The sequence below is a fragment of the Pseudomonas sp. zfem005 genome, from assembly GCF_032621735.1.
Lineage (GTDB): Bacteria > Pseudomonadota > Gammaproteobacteria > Pseudomonadales > Pseudomonadaceae > Metapseudomonas > Metapseudomonas solani.
Map to the genome: position 1 here is coordinate 460151 of NZ_JAVYJE010000002.1, position 18782 is coordinate 478932.

Below are 18782 nucleotides of genomic sequence, written 5' to 3' on the forward strand. Positions count from 1 at the left end.
CGATGTTCAGCGAGGCGGGCGCGTCACTCGGCCGCCGGCGCCTTCTTCTTGCGCCCCAGCTTGTCGGCGGCGGATTCCACCAGCAGATAGAACATCGGGATGAGGAAGGTTGCCAGCAAAGTGGCGGCAAGCATACCGCCAATCACCCCGGTACCGATCGAATGTCGGCTCGCCGAGCCCGCACCGGTGCTGATGGCCAGGGGCACGCAGCCGAGGATGAAGGCCAGCGAGGTCATGACGATGGGGCGGAAGCGCAGCTTGGCCGCCTCCAGCGAGGACTCGAAGATGCCCTTGCCCTCCTCGCGGCAGAGCACGGCGAACTCGATGATGAGGATGGCGTTCTTCGCCGCCAGGCCGATCAGCGTCACCAGCCCCACCTGGAAGTACACGTCGTTGGACAGCCCGCGCATCCACACCGCAAGGATGGCGCCGAATACCGCGAAGGGCACCGCGGTGACCACGGCGATGGGCAGGGTCCAGCGCTCGTACTGGGCGGCGAGGATGAGGAACACCAGCACCAGGCCGAAGATGAAGGCCTTGCTGCCCGAGCCCTGGGTGGCCAGTTCCTGGTAGGCCGAGCCGATCCAGCCGATGCTGTAGTCCTCGCCCAGCACCTCGTCCGCCACCTCCTGCATGGCCGCCAGGGCCTGGCCGGAGCTGTAGCCCGGCGCCGGGCCGCCGAGGATCTTGGCCGCCGGGTAGACGTTGAAGCGCGCGTAGGAGTCCGGGCCGAGGATGCGCTGCACCCGCACCAGGGACGACAGCGGCACCAGGTCGCCGGAAGCCGAGCGCACGTAGACCTGGCTGAGGTCCTCGGGCTTGCGGCGGAACTCGGACTCCGCCTGCAGGCTGACCTGCCAGGTGCGCCCGTAGAGGGTGAAGTCGTTGACGTAGTAGCTGCCGAAGGTGGACTGCATGGCGGTGAACACATCGTTCACCGCCACGCCCAGGGCGCGGGCCTTGGTGCGGTCGAGGTCGACGTAGTACTGCGGCACGTTGGCGTTGAAGGTGGTGTTCACCCCCACCAGTTCCGGGCGCTTGGAGATGGCGCCGATGAACTTGGTGACCGTCTCTTCCAACTGCTGGACGCTGCCGCCGGAGCGGTCCTGGATGTAGGCCTCGAAGCCGCCGGTGGTGCTCATGCCGGTGATCGGCGGCGGGTTGAAGGTCATCACCACGCCGTCCTTCTGCCCGGCGCCCATGGCCATGAAGCTGGGCGGCAGGTTGCGCGCGTCCAGCTCATCGGTGGTGCGCTCCTTCCAGTCCTTCAGCGGCACGAAGGACACCCCGGCGTTGCTGCGGGTGCCGAAGGTGAGCACGTCGAAACCGGCGAAGGTGACCACGTCCTGCACCGCCGGGTGCTTCATCAGTTGCTCGGTCACCGCGCTGGTGACCTCTTCGGTGCGGGTCAGGGAGGCGGCCGGCGGCAGGAAGTAGGCGTTGATCACATAGCCCTGGTCTTCATCCGGCACCAGCGAGCCGGGCACCCGGCCGAACAGCACCACCATCAGCGCGATCATCCCGCCGAACAGCAGCAGGCCGATGACGCTGCGCTTGAGGAAGAAGCGCACGCCGGCGGTGTAGCCGTCGGTGGCGCGGTCGAAGAAGCGGTTGAACCAGCGGAACGGCGCCGCCGGCTCCTCGTGGGTGGGCTTGAGCAGCAGGGCGCAGAGCGCCGGTGACAGGGTCAGCGCGACGATGCCGGAGATCACCACCGACACCGCGATGGTGATCGCGAACTGCTTGTACATCTGCCCCGCCAGGCCGCCGAGGAAGCCCACCGGGACGAACACCGCGCAGAGCACCAGGACGATGGCGACGATGGGCCCGGTGACCTCCTCCATGGCCTTGATCGAGGCATCGCGCGGGCTGAGCTTCTCGGTGCGCATCACCCGCTCGACGTTCTCCAGCACCACGATGGCGTCGTCGACGACGATGCCGATGGCCAGCACCATGCCGAACAGGGTCAGCAGGTTGATGGAGAAGCCGAGCATGTACATGCCGGCGAAGGTGCCGATCAGCGACACCGGGATGGCCAGCACCGGGATCAGCGTGGCGCGCCAGTTCTGCAGGAAGATGAAGACCACCAGCATCACCAGCACCAGGGCCTCGACGAAGGTGTGGATAACCTCCTCGATGGAGACCTTGACGAACTTGGTGGTGTCGTAGGGGATCTTGTAGGCGATGCCGTCGGGGAAGCGCTTCTCCAGGCGCTTCATGGTGTTCTCCACCGCCTCGGCGGTGTCCAGGGCGTTGGCACCGGGTTGCAGGTAGATGCCGAAGGCGGCGTTCTGCTGGCCGTTCAGCGAGGTCATCAGCGAGTAGTCCTGGGCGCCCAGTTCCACCCGCGCCACGTCCTTGAGCAGCAGGCTGGCGCCGGTGGAGTCGGTGCGCAGGATGACGCTCTCGAACTCCTTGGGTTCGGTGAAACGGCCCTTGGTGGTGACGGTGTAGGTGAAGTCCTGGGGCTGGTTCAGGGGCTGCTTGCCGAAGCTGCCGGCGGCGAACTGGGAGTTCTGCTCCTGGATGGCCTTGACCACGTCGCTGGGGGTCAGGTCGTACTGCGCCAGCTTGTCCGGCCGCAGCCAGATGCGCATGGAGTAGTCCTTGGAACCGAACTGGCTGGCGTCACCGACGCCGGGGATGCGCTTGAGCTCGTCGATCACGTTGATCAGCGCGTAGTTGCTGATGTAGATCGGGTCGCGGGAGTCATCCGGGGAGAACAGCGTGACCACCTGGAGGATGTCGGAGGATTTCTTCTCCACCTTCACCCCTTGCCGGCGCACCTCCTCGGGCAACTTGGCCAGGGCGGCCTGGACCTTGTTGTTGACGTCGATGGTGGCCTGGTCCGGGTCGGTGCCCACCTGGAAGTACACGGTCAGGCTCATGGCACCGTTGCTGTCGGAGTTGGACAGCTGGTAGATCATGCCCTGCACGCCGTTGATCTCCTGCTCCAGCGGCGCCGCCACGGTTTCGGCGATGACCTGGGAGCTGGCGCCCGGGTAGCTGGCGGTGACCGAGACCTGCGGCGGCAGGATCTCCGGGTACTGGGCGATGGGCAGCGCGCGCATGGCCGCGAGGCCGCCGAGGATGATGACGATGGAGATGACCGCGGCGAACACCGGGCGGTCGATGAAGAAGCGTGAGATCACGGCGGACGCTCCTCAGGATTGTTTCGGCTGGTCGGCGGGCTTGTCCTTCGCTTCGACGGCCTTGACCGGCGAATCGGGCCTGACCTTGGGCAGGCCCTCGACTATCACCCGGTCGCCTTCGGCGATGCCGGACTCGATGACCCAGCGCCCCTCGGAGGTGTCGCCGGTCTTGACCTCGCGCATGCGCGCCACGCCGTCCTTGTCCACCACGTAGACGAAGGTGCCGCGCGGCCCCTGGGCCAGGGCGCGCTCGGGCACGGTGATCGCCTTGGGCCGGCTCAGCCCCTTGACCAGTACCCGCACGAACTGCCCGGGCAGCAGCTTCTGCTCGGGGTTGGGCACCACGGCGCGGGCACTGACGGTGCCGGTGCCGGTGTTGACGAAGCTGTCGGTGAAGTCGACGCGGCCCTCCAGCGGGTAGGTGGAGCCATCGCCGAACTTGAGCACGGCGGCCATCTTGCCGCCCTCGGGTAGGGTCAGCTTGCCGGTCTGCACGTCCTCGCGGATGCGCTCGGCTTCGGTGTCCGGGTAGCCGAAGTTGACGTAGATGGGGTCGAGCTGGGTGAGCTGGGTAAGCAGGCTGGAATTGGGATCACCGGCCACCACCAGGCTGCCCTCGGAACGGGTCTCCTTGCTGGTCATGCCGGTGATGGGCGCCTTCACCGTGGTGTAGTCGAGGTCGATCTGCTTGGCCTGCACGTTGGCTTCGGCGGCCTGCACGTTGGCCTTGCTCTGCTCGTAGTTGGAGACGGCATTGTCCAGCTCGCTCTCGCTGGCGAAGCCCTTCTTCTGCAGTTCGCGGATGCGCTTGAGGTCACGCTCGGTCTGGCGGTAGCGCGCCTGCTCCTGGGCCAGGGCGCCCTTGGCGCTGCCGAGGGCGGCCTGGTAGGTGCGCGGGTCGATGCGGAACAGCACCTGGCCGCGCTGCACCTTGCTGCCCTCCTGGTAGGTGCGCTCCTGGAGGATGCCGCTGACCTGGGCGCGCACTTCCACTTCGCGGTAGCCGGCGGTGCGCCCGGCGTATTCCAGGGTCATCGGCAGTGGCGCGGTCTTCACCGTTTCCACCAGCACCTCGGGTGGCGGTGGCGCCGCCTTGGCCGGGGCATCCGCCGCTTCGGCGACCGTGCCCAGGGACATCAGGCCGAAAGCGAAGACGCGCAGCGAAAGGGTGAAAGAGGGTGAAAGCGGCATAGTGCGTCTCCATTCCATGACAGCGCCCGATTGGCAAAAACAGGAAACAGGTCAAGGCTGGATACATACATTCACGCTTGTAAAAGCAGTATCCGACTGCAAAATCGGTAAACTCTGGCCCCCGAACAGAAGCCTAGACAGTATTCGTCCAACTGCTATGCGCAGAACCAAAGAAGAAGCGGAGAAAACCCGCAGCGATATCCTGGCTGCCGCCGAGGTGCTCTTCCTCGAGAACGGTGTCGCCCACACGTCCCTCGAGCAGATCGCCCGGGCGGCGGGCGTCACCCGTGGCGCCGTTTACTGGCACTTCCAGAACAAGGCCCACCTGTTCCACGAGATGCTCAACCAGGTGCGCCTGCCCCCGGAGCAAATGGCCCAGCGCCTGCACGGCGCCGAAGGCCGCGACCTGTTGCAGTCGCTGCTGGAGCTGTGCGTGGAGGCCATCACCAGCCTGGCCCTGGACGAGCAGCGCCATCGCATCTTCAACATCCTCCTGCACCGCTGCGAGTTCACCGAGGAACTGCGCGAGGCGGAGGATCGCCACAACGCCTTCGTCAATCAGTTCATCGACCTGTGCGAGGAGCTCTTCGCCCGCCCCGGCTGCGTCGAGCGGCTGATGGACGGCCTCACCCCACGCCTGGCCTCGCGCGCGTTGCACGCGCAGGTGATCGGGCTGTTCACCGACTGGACGCGCGACCCCGAACTGTTCGATCCACAGCGCGAGGCCGGCATCCTGGTCGGCACACTGTTCCGCGGCATGTTCCGCGACTGGGACCAGGGCGCCTGAGGACGGGTCAGGCCGCCGCGGCCTGGTAGCCCTCCTCGCGGATCGCCGCCAGGACCTCGTCCAGGGACAGCCGGCTGGCCACCCGCACCTCGCCGGCGCCCAGGTCCACCTGGACTTCCGCCGCCAGGTCCCGGGCCTGCAGCGACTGGGTGATGGCGCGGACGCAGTGGCCGCAGGACATGCCGCTTACCTTGAGAATCTGCATGGTTCAACTCCTGAGTTGATGGGTCTGGAATCAGTCTCGGGCTTGCCACGGTGGCAAGGTCAAGCGGGCCGTGATCCCCTACACTCAAGCCATGCCGTTCCGGAGTCGCCGCCATGTCCCCCAGCCGTTTCTGCCTGCTCGCCCTGCTCACCCTCGCCGGCCCCGCCAGCGCGCAATCCCCCATCGACTACAGCGTGCTGATCGTCACCCGCGAACGGGTCGAGCTGCCCACCAGCTGCGACGTCGGCCTGTACCTGCAGGACCAGCTCGCCGCGCGCCTGGTGCAGGGCGAGAGCATCGCCGTCAACCTGCAACCGGGCCCGGTTTCCATCCGCCTCGGCCTGCTCGGCCCCGGCCGCTGCAAGCCCGGCATCGAGCAACAGCGCCAGCAGTCCATCAGCCTGGAAGCCGGCGAGGTGCGCAAATACCGCCTGGCGATGAACACCTCCGGCCTGTACCTGACGCCAGCGCTGTCCAATCCCTGAACCAGGCCCCGGTCCCGGGCTGAAGCCCGGGCTACCCGATGCGGCGGTGCCGGGCCATTACGGGTGAATCCGCTTCCACCAAAAAGCATGTGCTCATGGGGAGATCGCCGGGCGAATGAATTGGCTCTGTCTGCGTTAAGTGTTGCTAGAAGAATTGAGCCCAGCTGATTGCCGAGCTCTGGTGATGTTTCTGGTTTCGCCCCCCCGGGCGAGTCTCTTTTGGCAGTCGTCGGGGTGCCGAACCACCCAAAAGAAACCAAAAGGGCTTGCCCCATCATCCGGCCCCGGCTTCGCCGTGGTTCCCTCACTCCATCGTTGCTCTGGGGGCCGGCGCGATGGGCCATCCATGGCCTGGCGCGCCTCTCGCGGCATCCATGCCGCTCGTCCCCCGGCGCAACGACTGCGTTCGGCCTCCTGGAGGGGCGTTGGCGGCTGCTCCAACTTTCTTCGCTCAAATCCACACATTGATGTGCGCACCAAACCAACGTGCACGTGGCGGCGGCTTTCGTAGGATGGCGTAGAGCGAAGCGAAACCCATGCGGTGGAGCTGGCACCAACCCTTGGGCGCCCGGAAAGCACCGTGCTTGAGCGCCTGCATTAAAACCACAACAGCTAACGCAGACAGAGCCAATGAATTCGCCCCTACAGAGGGAGCGCTGCGACAACTCGCCGCTTGACCTTGCCCTCGTGTCAAGGTCGATCCTATGGGCAACCCAGGAGGAATTGCCCATGAATCCATCCGTTTCGTTCGACCTGCCGATTGCCGGGATGACCTGCGCCAGCTGCGCCGGGCGCGTGGAGCGTGCCCTGGCCAAGGTGCCGGGGGTGAAGGCCGCCAGCGTCAACCTGGCCACCGAGCGCGCCCGCATAGAAGCACCGGGCGACAGCCTGCCGGCCCTGCGCGCAGCGGTGGAAGGTGCCGGCTACGCAGTGCCCGGCCAGCGCCTGGAACTGGCCATCGACGGCATGACCTGCGCCAGCTGCGTGGGCCGTGTGGAACGCGCCCTGGCCAAGGTGCCGGGGGTGGGCGAGGTGACGGTGAACCTGGCTACCGAGCGCGCCCACCTGCTGTTGCTCGGCGAAGTGGAGCGCAGCACGCTGCTGCAGGCCGTGGAGCGGGCCGGCTACCACGCCCGCGCCCTGGATGCCGCCACACAGCCCGGCGACGACAGCGCCAGCCGCCTGCGCCGCGAACGCTGGGCGCTGTGCATCGCCCTGGCCCTGGCGCTACCCCTGGTGCTGCCGATGCTGCTGGAACCCTTCGGCCTGCACTGGATGCTGCCAGCCTGGGCGCAGTTCGCCCTGGCCACCCCGGTGCAGTTCATCCTCGGTGCGCGCTTCTACCGCGCCGCCTGGAAGGCCGTGCGCGCCGGCGCCGGCAACATGGACCTGCTGGTGGCCATCGGCACCAGCGCCGGCTACGGCCTGAGCCTCTACCAGTGGGCCACCGCCCACCCCGGCCACGTGCCGCACCTGTATTTCGAAGCCTCTGCCGTGGTCATCGCCCTGGTGCTGCTGGGCAAGTACCTGGAGAGCCGCGCCAAGCGCCAGACCAGCGCCGCCATCCGCGCCCTGGAAGCCCTGCGCCCCGAGCGCGCCATCCGCCTGCGCGACGGCCGCGAGGAAGAGATCGCCATCGCCGAACTGCGCCTGGGCGACGAGGTGCTGGTGAAGCCGGGCGAACGCTTCCCGGTGGACGGCGAGGTGCTGGAAGGCCAGAGCCATGCCGACGAGGCCCTGATCAGCGGTGAAAGCCTGCCGGTGCCCAAGGCCCCCGGCGACCGCGTCACCGGCGGCGCCATCAACGGCGAGGGGCGCCTGCGGGTGCGCACCACCGCCCTGGGCGGCGAGACGGTGCTGGCGCGGATCATCCGCCTGGTGGAAGACGCCCAGGCGGCCAAGGCGCCGATCCAGAAGCTGGTGGACCGGGTCAGCCAGGTGTTCGTCCCGGCGGTGCTGCTGATCGCCCTGGCCACCCTCGGCGGCTGGCTGCTGGCCGGCGCGCCCCTGGAAACCGCGCTGATCAACGCCGTCGCCGTGCTGGTGATCGCCTGCCCCTGCGCCCTCGGCCTGGCCACGCCGACGGCGATCATGGCCGGCACCGGCGTCGCCGCCCGCCACGGCATCCTGATCAAGGACGCCGAAGCCCTGGAGGTCGCCCACGCGGTGACGGCCGTGGCCTTCGACAAGACCGGCACCCTCACCTCCGGCACCCCGCGCATCACCAACCTGGCGGCCGCCGATGGCGACGAAGCCGCCTTGTTGCAATGGGCCGGTGCCCTACAGCGCGGCAGCGAACACCCTTTGGCCAAGGCGGTGCTGGACGCCTGCGACGAGCGCGGGCTGACGGTGCCCGAGGTGAACGACAGCCAGTCCCTCACCGGGCGCGGCATCCGAGGCGGGGTCGAGGGCCGCCTGCTGGCACTGGGCAACCGTCGACTGCTGGAGGAACAGGGGCTCGATGGCGGCGCCCTGCTGGAATCGGCCACGGCCTGGGAAGCCCAGGGCCGTACCCTCTCCTGGCTGCTGGAACTGCAACCCGAGGTGCGGGTGATCGGCCTGTTCGCCTTCGGCGACAGCCTCAAGGACGGTGCCCGCGACGCCGTGCAGGCCCTGCGGGAACGCCACATCGCCAGCCACCTGATCACCGGCGACAACCGTGGCAGTGCCCGGGTGGTGGCCGAGGCGCTGGGCATCGACGACGTGCATGCCGAAGTGCTGCCCGCCGACAAGGCCGCCGAAGTGGCGCGGCTCAAGGCCGGTGGCGCGGTGGTGGCGATGGTCGGCGACGGCATCAACGACGCTCCGGCCCTCGCGGCGGCGGACGTCGGCATCGCCATGGGTGGCGGCACGGACGTGGCCATGCATGCCGCCGGCATCACCCTGATGCGTGGCGACCCGCGCCTGGTGCCCGCTGCCCTGGAGATCGCCCGGCGCACCTATGGCAAGATCCGCCAGAACCTGTTCTGGGCCTTCATCTACAACCTGGTGGGCATACCCCTCGCCGCCGCCGGCATGCTCAACCCGGTGGTCGCCGGCGCCGCGATGGCACTCTCCAGCGTCAGCGTGGTGAGCAACGCCCTGCTGCTGAAGACCTGGAAGCCGGCCGGGGACGAACCCAAGGAAGACTGACGCCAGGACGCTGTTCTGGCAGGGGCGGATTCATTCGCCAAGCGCCCCCCACGGGGCGCCCGGACACCTCAACCCAAGAGGACAGATGCATGAACATCGGCCAGGCCGCGAAGAAGAGCGGGCTCACCGCGAAGATGATCCGCTACTACGAATCCATCGGCCTGCTGCCCGAGGCCGGGCGCAGCGACAGCGGCTACCGCCAGTACAGCCAGCAGGACCTGCACAGCCTGGCCTTCATCCGCCGCTCGCGGGACCTGGGCTTCTCCCTGGAGGAAGTCGGCAAGCTGCTGCAGCTATGGCAGGACCGTGACCGCGCCAGCGCCGACGTCAAGGCACTGGCCCGCGACCACATCACCGAGCTGAACCGCAAGATCGCCGAGCTGGCGGGGCTGCGCGACACCCTGCAGGAACTGGTGGATCACTGCCAGGGCGATCACCGCCCCGACTGCCCGATCCTCAAGGACCTGGAGTCGGGCGGCTGCTGCCACTGACCAGGCGGCCCAGCAGCCCCTTGGGCAGCACGGTGATCGCCAGGCCGACGAAGACGATGACGCAGGCCAGCCAGCCCGCCGGGCTCAGCGCCTCGTCCAGCAGCAACCAGCCGGACAGCAGCCCGGAGATGGGCACCGCCAGGGCGAAGGGGGTGACCAGGCTCGCCGGGTGGCGGCTGAGCAGGAAGCTCCAGATGGCGAAGCCCAGGGTGGTGGCGCCGAAGGCCACGAACAGCAGCGAGCCGTAGCCCACCAGGGTGGCGTGCTCGAAGGCTGCGGCCATCGCCTGCGGCCCCTCGAACACCCAGGACAGCGCCAGCAACGGCAGCGGCGGCACCAGGCTCACCCAGCAGATCAGCCGCAGCATGTCGGTGGCGCCCGCGCGCTTGGTGGCGATGTTGGCGAACGCCCAGGCCAGGGCCGCCACCAGCACCAGCGCGAAGGCCAGCAGGCTGTCGCCCATGGGCCGCTCCAGGCCGATCAGCACCAGCCCGGACGCCGCCAGCGCCAGGCCCAGCACCCCGCGCCGGCTGGGCCGCTCGCCCAGCAACAGGGCGGCGATGAGGATGGTGAAGAACACCTGGCTCTGTAGCACCAGGGAGGTGAGCCCCGCGGGCATGCCGATCTTCATGCCGATGAACAGCACGCCGAACTTGAACACCCCCAGCAGCAGGCCGATCTGCACGATGCGCCACAGCGGTGCCGGCATCGGCCCGCGCAGGAACAGCAGCGGCGTGGCCGCCAGGCCGAAGCGCAGGGCGCAGAACAGCAGCGGCGGGAATTCCGCCAGGCCAAGCTTGATGATCACGAAGTTGACGCCCCAGACCAGGGTCACCAACAGGGCGAGAAGGATGTGCGGCAAGGGCATGGCGGGCACTCGTATAGCGGGCTGGCCACGCTAGCAGGTCATCGGCCGCTTGTATGGATACAGATGCCCGCTAATGGCGGGATACAGGAGCGCCGGCGCGGCTCGGCGCCCATGAAAAAGCCCCCGGAGGCGCATCTACCTGGGTAGACGCCCCGCCGGGGGCTTTCCGGGACCCGGTGCGGACGCAATCAGCCCTGGGATTGCAGGTAGTTCTGCAGGCCCACGCGGTCGATCAGGCCCAACTGCTGTTCCAGCCAGTAGGCGTGGTCTTCCTCGGTGTCCTGCAGCTGCAGGGCGAGGATGTCGCGGCTGATGTAGTCCTTGTGCTTCTCGCACAGGGTGATGCCCTTGCTCAGGGCGGCGCGCACGTCGTACTCGAGCTGGAGGTCGGCGCGCAGCATCTCCGGCACCGTGGCGCCCGGGTGGATCGGCTTGGGCGACATGTCCGGGGTGCTTTCGAGGAAGAGGATGCGCTTGAGCAGGGCATCGGCGTGCTCGGTCTCCTCCTCCATCTCGTGGTTGATCCGGTCGAAGAGCTTGGTGAAGCCCCAGTCGGCGTACATGCGCGAGTGCAGGAAGTACTGGTCGCGAGCGGCCAGCTCGCCCCGCAGCAGGTCCTTGAGGTATTCGACTACTTCGGCTTGCCCTTGCATTCGTGTGTTCTCCCCTGCAAACGCGGTGATTCGAGCGCGTAATGGTCCTGCGCGGATCGGCCCCGGTCAAGCGAGCCGATGCCGCAGCCTCAATTCTGCATCCAGGGCGGGGGCGGCGGCTCGTCGCGGGCCTTGTCCTCGTCCTCGTTGAGCAACGCCTGGCGCCGCGCTTCCTCGGCCAGGGCGGCCTTGATCTCGCGCATCACCGAGTCGACATCAGCGGCGTCCTCCGGCTCGTCGAACTGGCCGGTGAGCGGTGTTTCCGGGGTCAGCTTGCCGTCCTCGTAGAGCGCCCACATTTCCTTGGCATAGCGCGTGTAGAGCAATTCCGGGGCGAACTGCCCGAAATACGCGGCCATGTTGCCGACATCACGCTCCAGCATGCGGAACGCGTGGTTGTTGCCGGCGGCATCCACCGCCTGCGGCAGGTCGATGATCACCGGGCCGTAGGGGTCGAGCAGGACGTTGAACTCGGACAGGTCGCCGTGGACCAGGCCGGCGCAGAGCATCTTGACGATCTCGCCGATCATGAAGCCGTGGAATTCGCGGGCGTCCTCGGGCGTCAGGTCGACGTCATTGAGGCGCGGCGCGGCATCGCCGTAGCCATCGGTGACCAGCTCCATCAACAGCACGCCATCGAGGAAGTCATAGGGTTTGGGCACGCGCACGCCGGCAGCAGCCAGGCGGAACAGCGCCGCGACCTCGGCGTTCTGCCAGTTCTCTTCCTGTTCCTTGCGCCCGTACTTGGAGCCCTTGGCCATGGCCCGGGCGTCGCGGCTGTTACGCACCTTGCGCCCTTCCTGGTACTCGGCGGCCTGGCGGAAACCGCGCTTGTTGGCCTCCTTGTAGACCTTCGCGCAACGCAACTCGCTGCCACAACGCACAACGTAGACCGACGCTTCCTTACCACTCATCAGGGGCCTGACCACTTCGTCGACCAGGCCGTCTTCCACCAAAGGTTCAATGCGTTTTGGAGTCTTCATGCTGCTTTGTAGCCAATCCTCTGTTTACGGGCGGACATCGTCCGACTTTATACGGCATGCGCGCCCCCGCGACTATCCGCCGCGCTGCAGACTGTGGCGCAGCGCATCCATGGCATAGCGCACCTTGGCCGGCTGGGCATCGCGGCGCGGGGTGACGATGTGGATGCCGACGGGGTCGGTGCGCCAATCCGGGAGCACCCGCAGCAGGCGACCGCTGGTCAGTTCGTCACGCACTTCCGGCTCCGGCTGCAGCGACAGGCCGAAGCCGGCCAGGGTGAAGCTGCGGGTGGAGAGGATGTTGTTGCACACCACCCGGCTCTCGATGCGCAGGCGCTGCACCTCGCCACCCGGCCCGTGCAGGGTCACCGGGCCCTGCTGGCGGTCGCTGCCCAGGCTCACCCAATCCAGTGCCAGCAGTTGCTCGGGGCGGGTGACGCCGGGGTGGCGGGCCAGGTAGGCCGGCGCGCAGCACAGCAGCATCGGCCAATCACCGATATGCCGCGCCACCAGGCTGGAGTCCTCCAGCTTGCCGACACGCACCGCCATGTCGATGCGCTGCTCCACCAGGTCGATCTGCTCGTCATGGAAGAACAGCCGCAGGCTCAGCCCGGGGTGCGCCTCCAGCAACGGTGCCAGGGCGTCAGTCATGAAGCGCCCGGAGAAGCCCACCGGGGCGGCGATGCGCAACTCCCCCACCGGCGCATCGCGCAGCTCGGCCAGGCGCTGCTCGGCCTGTTGCGCCAGCTCCAGCACCTGCGCACAGCTGCGGTAGAACAGGCTGCCGGCCTCGGTCAGGGTGAGCTTGCGGGTGGTGCGGTGGAGCAGGCTGACCCGGGTCGACTCCTCCAGCTTGCGGATCTGCTGGCTGACCGCCGAGGCGCTCATGCCCAGGGCTTCCCCGGCCGCCACCATCGAGCCTTTCTCCACCACCGTGGCGAACACCGCCATGCGCTTGAGCTGCTCCATTCGTAAGCACCGCTTAATTGTGAAAGCGCTTTCTGCCACTTTTTCCGTCGATTATCCAGCAGCGATGATGCAGCACCTCGAATCACTCACCCAGCTCCAGGAGAACACCATGAAGATCGCCCTTATCGGTGCCAGCGGTTTCGTCGGTTCCGCCGTACTCGCCGAAGCCCTGCAACGCGGCCACCAGGTCACCGCCCTGGTGCGCCACCCGGAAAAACTCGCCGCCCACCAACACCTGAAGGCGCTGCAGGCCGACATCCACGACTCGGCCGCCACCGCGTCGCAACTGGCCGGGCATGACGCCGTCGTCCACGCCTTCAACCCCGGCTGGGGCCGCGAGGACATCCGCGAGCAGTTCATCGCCGGCACCCGCTCGATCTTCGCCGCCACCAATCAGTCCGGCGTCCGCCGCCTGCTGGTGGTCGGCGGTGCCGGCAGCCTCTATGTCGCCCCCGGCGTACAGCTGATCGACACCCCGCACTTCCCCGCCGAATACAAGGAAGGCGCCGAAGGCGCGCGCCAGGCGCTGAACCTGATCCAGGCCGAAACCGCCCTGGACTGGAGCTTCATCTCGCCGCCCGCGCTGCTGCAGCCCGGTGAACGCACCGGCCGCTTCCGTATCGGCGGCAACGAGCTGCTGATGGACGGCGACCACCCGGCCAGCGTCTCGGTGGCCGACCTGGCCGTGGCCATCGTCGACGAGCTGGAAAACCCGCAGCACATCCGCCAGCGCTTCACCGTCGGCTACTGATTCCGGCGCAGGGTGGGCCCGCTTCCGGCGGCCCACCGCACCCCCTTATCCACAAGGAGCAGCCCATGAGCCTCACCGCCTCCGCGCACGTCGTCACCGACACCCCGGCGCGCTACATCAGCCGCCTGTGCAAGCACTTCGCCCACCGCATCCCGGTCAGCTTCGACGAGCACCAGGGGCGCATCGAGTTCGACTTCGGCATCGGCCTGCTGCACGCCGAAGCCGGCGGCCTGACCCTCAAGGTCGAAGCCGCCGACACGGCGAACCTGGAAAAGATGAAGGACGTGATCGCCAGCCACTTCGAACGCTTCGCCTGGCAGGAGGCGCTGCAGCTCGACTGGCGCTAAGCCTCACTCCGGCAACGTCAGCTCGATGCTTTCAGCGATGGAGTCTTCAAGGCGCTGCAGTTCGCCGTCGATGGCGGCGCGGCTGTCGGCGTGGCGTTGGGCGATGAGGGCGAAGCCGTCGGCCACTTCGAGGAAGGCCATCACCACCAGCGGGTCGAACTCGCTGCCGCTGCCGGCGCTGATGCGCATCACCGCCGCGTCGCCGCTCAGGCTGCTGCGATAGGGGTGGTAACTGGTGAGCCCGTCGTAGTGGTCCACCACCGCCATCAGGCGCGCCGCGAGGGGTATCTGGTCACCGCGCAGGCCCTGTGGATAACCCGAGCCGTCCCAGCGCTCGTGGTGCCCGTACTGGATTTCCTTGGCGTAGCCGAGAAAGCTCTGCTCGCGGCCGCCCAGCCGCGCTTCGGCGCGCTCCAGGGCTTCGCGGCCGAGTCGGGTGTGGCTCTGCATCAGGCGCAGGTCGTCGCCTTCCAGTTGCCCGGGGTTGAGCAGCACGCGATCGGGCAGCGCCACCTTGCCGATGTCGTGCAGCAAGGCCGATTTCGCCATCAGGTTGATGCGCTCCTCGGTCAGTTCCTCGGCCATGCCCGGCTGCTGCCGCGCCAGCGCCGTGCCCAGCAGGCGCATGTACAGCTCGATGCGCACCAGGTGGTTGCCGTCGGGGTTGTCGCGCATGTCGGCGAGGCCGGCCAGGGCTTCGATGGTGGCGTCGTGCAGGTGCTGGATCTCGCGGGTACGGCGGCGCACCTCCAGCTCCAGGTATTCGCTCTTGTCGCGCAGGAAGTCGGCCGTGGCCTTGAGCTGCAGCTGCGCCTGCACCCGCGCCAGGACGATGGGTGGGCTGATGGGCTTGGTGATGTAGTCCACCGCGCCCAGGTCGAAGCCCTTCTGCTCGTCGGCCATTTCGCTGCGGGCGGTGAGGAAGATCACCGGGATATCACGGGTGACGGCATCGGCCTTGAGCCGCGCGCAGACTTCGTAGCCGTCCATCTCCGGCATCATCACATCGAGCAGGATCAGGTCCGGGCGCATGTGCCCGGCGGCGATCTTCAACGCCTTGGCGCCGCTGCCGGCCACCTTGACCCGGTAGCGGTCCATCAGCAGCTCGCTCATCAGCTCGAGGTTGTCCGGGGTGTCGTCCACCACCAGGATCACCTCGCGCTCCGATCTGTCCAGCATGCCGACCATCTGCCGCACCTCGTCAAAGTGAAATGTCGCGTTGCCCCGCCATCTCCCGCAGGACCACCAGCGCCGACTCGAAATCGTAGCTGCGCACCGCCGACTCCAGCGGCCCGTAACCTTCATTGAAGGCGCTGCGGAGCAATTCCGCCTGTTCCTCGAAGAGCTTGCCGGCGCGCGGGTCGTCGTCCTCGAACAACTGCGCCAGGCGCTTGCACAGGGGCGCCAGGCGCGCCGGGTCGTAGGGGGCGGCGGCCGGTTCCGGTCGCTGCTCGCGCAGCAGCTCGTCGATGGCTCGGACCAGCGCCAGCAGCGGCGGTTCCAGCTCCAGCATCTGGCGCTCCAGCTGGGCCAGGCGCGCACCCTGATGAATGCTGCGCTCCAGGGCTTCGGCCTGGGCCTGCAGCGCCGTCGCCCCGAGGTTGCCCGCCAGCCCGCGCAGGCTGTGGGCCAGGCGTTCGGCGCTGTCGCGATCGCCATCACCCAGTGCCTGGCGCAGGCTGGCGATGAACGCCCGCTGGCCCCTGGCGAACTTGCCGAGCAAGCCGAGGTAGGCCTGCTGCTTGCCCAGCACCCGGCGCAGGCCGCTGGCGATATCCACCCCCGGCAACACCCAGTCGGGCAGATTCGCCACCACCGGCTTGGGCGGCTCGCCCAGCCCCCGTGAGCCCCGCAACCAGCGGCTGAGGGTGGCCCACAGCTCCAGGGGTTCGATGGGTTTGCTGACGTGGTCGTTCATGCCCGCCTCGATGCAACGCTCGCGGTCGCCGGGCAGGGCGTTGGCGGTCATGGCGATGATCGGCAAGTCGAGGAAGCGCGGTTCGCGGCGCAGTTCGCGGGTGGCTTCCAGGCCGTCCATCTCCGGCATCTGCATGTCCATCAGCACCAGCGCGTAGTAGCCCGGCGGCTGCCAGCGCAGGCGGTCGACGGCATCCAGGCCGTTCTCCGACTGGTCGATGAGCAGGCCGCTTTCCTCCAGCAAGGCGGTGGCCACTTCGCGGTTCAGCGCGTGGTCCTCCACCAGCAGCACACGCTGGTTGTCGAAGCGCGGCATGGCGTCCAGCAGCGCGGCGGTACTGGGTGGCGGCGGGTTGCCCCCACGGCGCCCCAGGCTGGTCAGCGACGCCTCCAGCAGCACCGAAGGGTTGAGCGGCTTGTGCAGGACCTCGTCTATGCCGGCCTTGGCGGTCTCCCCCAGGTCATCGAAGCCGTGGGCGGTGACCAGCAGCATCCGCGGTGGCTTGCGCAGGCCCAGGCGGTGCAGGCGGCGGGCGGTCTCGACGCCATCCAGGCCGGGCATCTGCCAGTCGATGAAGGCCATTTCGAAGGGGTCGTCCTCGCGCTCCGCCTCGGCCACCCGCAGCAGCGCTTCCTCGCCGGATTGCACCGCCTCCACCCGCAGCGCCAGGCTGGCGAGCATGTCGTTGATCACCTGGCGCGCGGCATCGTTGTCGTCCACCACCAGCACGCGGCGGTCGAGCAGGTCGGGCTGCAACAACAACTCATTGGGCTGCCGGGCCGATACCTGCACCGGCAGGCGACACCAGAACAGGCTGCCGATGCCCACCCGGCTGTCGACGCCCACGGCGCCGTCCATGGCCTCGGCCAGGCGCCGGCAGATGGCCAGGCCCAGCCCGGAGCCGCCATAGCGCCGGGTGGTGGAGTTGTCCGCCTGCTGGAAGGACTCGAACAGCCGTCCCTGCTGCTCGGCATCCAGGCCGATGCCGGTGTCGCGCACCGCCAGGTACAGCTCCAGCTCATCGCCACGCCGGTGCTCGCCACGGACGATCACTTCCACCTCGCCCTGTTCGGTGAACTTCACCGCGTTGTTGGCGTAGTTGATGAGGATCTGGCCGATGCGCAACGGGTCACCCACCAGTTGCAGGGGCAGTTGCGGGTCGATGTTGAACACCAGCTCCAGGCGCTTGCAGGCGGCCTTCTCGCTGATCAGCCCGGAGAGGTTCTCCAGCACCAGCTGCAGGTCGAAGTCGATGCGCTCGACGCTCAGCTTGCCGGCCTCGATGCGGGAGAAATCGAGGATGTCGTTGATCACCCCCATCAGGTGCTGGCTGGCCTGCTGGATCTTGCCCAGGTATTCGCGCTGGCGCGGTTCGGGGTCGGTCTTCAGGGCCAGGTGGGTCATGCCGATGATGGCGTTCATCGGCGTGCGGATCTCATGGCTCATGTTGGCCAGGAAGTCGGCCTTCGTCCGCGCGGCTTCCTCGGCCAGCTCCTTGGCCTGCTCCAGGGCTTCCTCGCTGTGCTTGCGCGCGGTGACGTCACGGCTGACGCCCACCAGGCCCAGCAACTGGCCCTTGTCGTCGTGGAAGGTGGCGCGCACGGTGTCGAACAGCACCTTGCGGCCGTCGCGCTGCACCACCCAGTCCTCGCTCTCGAAGGGCAGGCTCAGGGCCAGGGCCGCCTGGTCCTGGATCAGGCGCATGCGCGCCCGCTCGGTGGGCAGCAACTCGGCATCGGTGCGGCCCTGCAAGGCGTCGCGGCTCTGGCCGATGAGATCGGCGAAGGCCTGGTTGGCCCCCAGGTAGCGGCCGTCGGCATCCTTGAACCAGATCGGGTCGGGAATGGCATTGACCAGCGCCAGCAGGGTGCTGCGCTGGCGTTCGGCCTCGGCTTCGGCACGGCAGCGCTCCTCCACCTGCACCGCCAGGCGACGGTTCCACAGCAGCACGAAGCCCACCAGGACGATCACCCCCAGGGCGAACGGCCAGCCCACCTCGGCGGCCTTGCGCCAGTTGAACTCGGTGAGCGGCGGCAGCCAGCGATCCATGATCGCCTCGCGCTCCTCGCGGTCGATGCTGGCCAGGGCGTGGTCGATCAGGCCGGCCAGCTGCGGCCAGTCGCGGCGCACGCCGAAATGCAGCTCGCTGCTGCCCAGGCCGGATTCGCCGCGCAGCTCCAGGTTGCTCAGGTTGAACTGCCGGATCAGGTAGCTGGCGACGATCATGTTGCCCACGTAGCCGTCGGCACGCCCGGACGACACCGCCCGCAGCGCCGCCTCGGTGTCGGCGGTCTCCACCAGCAGCACCCCCGGCGCACGCTCACGGAGCATGGCCTGCACCGCATAGCCGCGTTCCACCGCAACGCGCTTGCCGGCCAGGTCGGCCACCCCCTGGAGGGCGCTTTCGCGGCGGGTGAAAAGCAGGCTGGTGCTGATCAGGTAGGGCTCGCTGAAGGCTGCCCAGCTCTGCCGCGCTGGGAGCCTGGCCATGGACGGCAGCACATCCACGCGGCGCTCACGCAGGGCGTCCTGGGCTTGCTGCCAGTCATCGAAATAGACCGGTTCGATACCCAGCCCGAGGCGCTCGCCCACCAGGCGCAGGAAGTCGGCGCTGATGCCCTGGTAGCTGCCGTCGGACTCCATCAGGTCGAAGGGCGGCCAGCCATGGCGCGGCACCCCCACGCGGATGCGCGGATGGTCCTGCAGCCAGGCGGCCTCGTCGGCGTCGAACTCGAGCCGCTCGTTTCCGCCCAGGGCCAGGGATGCCAGCAGCATCAGCAGCAGCCATACAGAGGCACGCAACATGGGTCTTTCCTTGTGCTCGTCCACCGCAGTTCAGCTTAGCCAGCGGCA

At 68.0% G+C, this 18782-nt stretch carries 15 protein-coding genes; 6 read left to right on the top strand and 9 right to left on the bottom strand.

Features of this window, described 5'->3' with window-relative positions; translation table 11 throughout:
- Positions 1-23 precede the first annotated feature (23 nt).
- A complete protein-coding gene (locus tag RTW82_RS06145; protein ID WP_316924554.1) occupies positions 24-3152 on the bottom strand; it encodes an efflux RND transporter permease subunit in 3129 nt (1042 codons plus the stop codon).
- Positions 3153-3164: 12 nt separating this feature from the next.
- Positions 3165-4343, bottom strand: coding sequence for an efflux RND transporter periplasmic adaptor subunit (locus tag RTW82_RS06150; protein WP_410478758.1), 1179 nt, complete (start codon positions 4341-4343; stop codon positions 3165-3167).
- 157 nt (positions 4344-4500) lie between these two features.
- On the opposite strand from RTW82_RS06150, the gene RTW82_RS06155 reads away from it, so the two are divergent.
- The gene (locus RTW82_RS06155) at positions 4501-5130 is read left to right on the top strand and encodes a TetR family transcriptional regulator (RefSeq protein WP_021217166.1); all 630 of its coding nucleotides are present in this window, start codon (positions 4501-4503) and stop codon (positions 5128-5130) included.
- A gap of 7 nt (positions 5131-5137) precedes the next feature.
- On the opposite strand, the gene RTW82_RS06160 is transcribed toward RTW82_RS06155, so the two are convergent.
- Complete coding sequence (locus tag RTW82_RS06160; RefSeq protein ID WP_316924555.1) at positions 5138-5335, bottom strand: heavy-metal-associated domain-containing protein; 198 nt, start codon at positions 5333-5335, stop codon at positions 5138-5140.
- 113 nt (positions 5336-5448) lie between these two features.
- Between RTW82_RS06160 and RTW82_RS06165 the strand changes: the two genes are divergently transcribed.
- From RTW82_RS06165 to cueR, 3 genes are all read left to right on the top strand, one after another.
- Positions 5449-5820: a hypothetical protein gene (locus RTW82_RS06165; RefSeq protein WP_052351372.1), complete on the top strand. Its 372-nt coding sequence runs from the start codon at positions 5449-5451 to the stop codon at positions 5818-5820.
- A gap of 729 nt (positions 5821-6549) precedes the next feature.
- Positions 6550-8952: a heavy metal translocating P-type ATPase gene (locus RTW82_RS06170; protein ID WP_316924556.1), complete on the top strand. Its 2403-nt coding sequence runs from the start codon at positions 6550-6552 to the stop codon at positions 8950-8952.
- An 89-nt stretch (positions 8953-9041) separates the two neighbouring features.
- Positions 9042-9443 carry a Cu(I)-responsive transcriptional regulator gene (cueR, locus tag RTW82_RS06175; RefSeq protein WP_316924557.1) on the top strand — a complete coding sequence of 134 codons (402 nt, stop codon included), beginning with the start codon at positions 9042-9044 and terminating at the stop codon, positions 9441-9443.
- Here the strand turns inward: cueR and RTW82_RS06180 are convergent.
- From RTW82_RS06180 to RTW82_RS06195, 4 genes are all read right to left on the bottom strand, one after another.
- Positions 9409-10311 (bottom strand): EamA family transporter, encoded by a 903-nt coding sequence (locus RTW82_RS06180; protein ID WP_316924558.1) that lies wholly within the window; start codon positions 10309-10311, stop codon positions 9409-9411. The genes cueR and RTW82_RS06180 overlap by 35 nt on opposite strands.
- Positions 10312-10499: 188 nt before the next feature.
- Positions 10500-10964, bottom strand: a complete 465-nt coding sequence (gene bfr / locus RTW82_RS06185; RefSeq protein ID WP_021219731.1) for a bacterioferritin — start codon at positions 10962-10964, stop codon at positions 10500-10502.
- Between the two features lie 89 nt (positions 10965-11053).
- On the bottom strand, positions 11054-11947 hold the full coding sequence (locus tag RTW82_RS06190; protein ID WP_031287779.1) for a PA4780 family RIO1-like protein kinase: 894 nt from the start codon (positions 11945-11947) through the stop codon (positions 11054-11056).
- Between the two features lie 72 nt (positions 11948-12019).
- Positions 12020-12913 (bottom strand): LysR family transcriptional regulator, encoded by an 894-nt coding sequence (locus RTW82_RS06195; RefSeq protein ID WP_316924559.1) that lies wholly within the window; start codon positions 12911-12913, stop codon positions 12020-12022.
- Positions 12914-13022: 109 nt separating this feature from the next.
- Here RTW82_RS06195 and RTW82_RS06200 point away from each other — a divergent pair, with 109 nt between their 5' ends.
- Positions 13023-13664 carry an NAD(P)-dependent oxidoreductase gene (locus RTW82_RS06200; protein ID WP_316924560.1) on the top strand — a complete coding sequence of 214 codons (642 nt, stop codon included), beginning with the start codon at positions 13023-13025 and terminating at the stop codon, positions 13662-13664.
- A gap of 65 nt (positions 13665-13729) precedes the next feature.
- The gene (locus tag RTW82_RS06205) at positions 13730-14011 is read left to right on the top strand and encodes a DUF2218 domain-containing protein (protein WP_021219727.1); all 282 of its coding nucleotides are present in this window, start codon (positions 13730-13732) and stop codon (positions 14009-14011) included.
- Between the two features lie 3 nt (positions 14012-14014).
- Here the strand turns inward: RTW82_RS06205 and RTW82_RS06210 are convergent, their stop codons facing one another.
- Complete coding sequence (locus RTW82_RS06210) at positions 14015-15199, bottom strand: two-component system response regulator (RefSeq protein ID WP_316924561.1); 1185 nt, start codon at positions 15197-15199, stop codon at positions 14015-14017.
- A 13-nt stretch (positions 15200-15212) separates the two neighbouring features.
- Positions 15213-18734 (bottom strand): response regulator, encoded by a 3522-nt coding sequence (locus RTW82_RS06215; protein ID WP_316924562.1) that lies wholly within the window; start codon positions 18732-18734, stop codon positions 15213-15215.
- Positions 18735-18782: the final 48 nt, after the last annotated feature.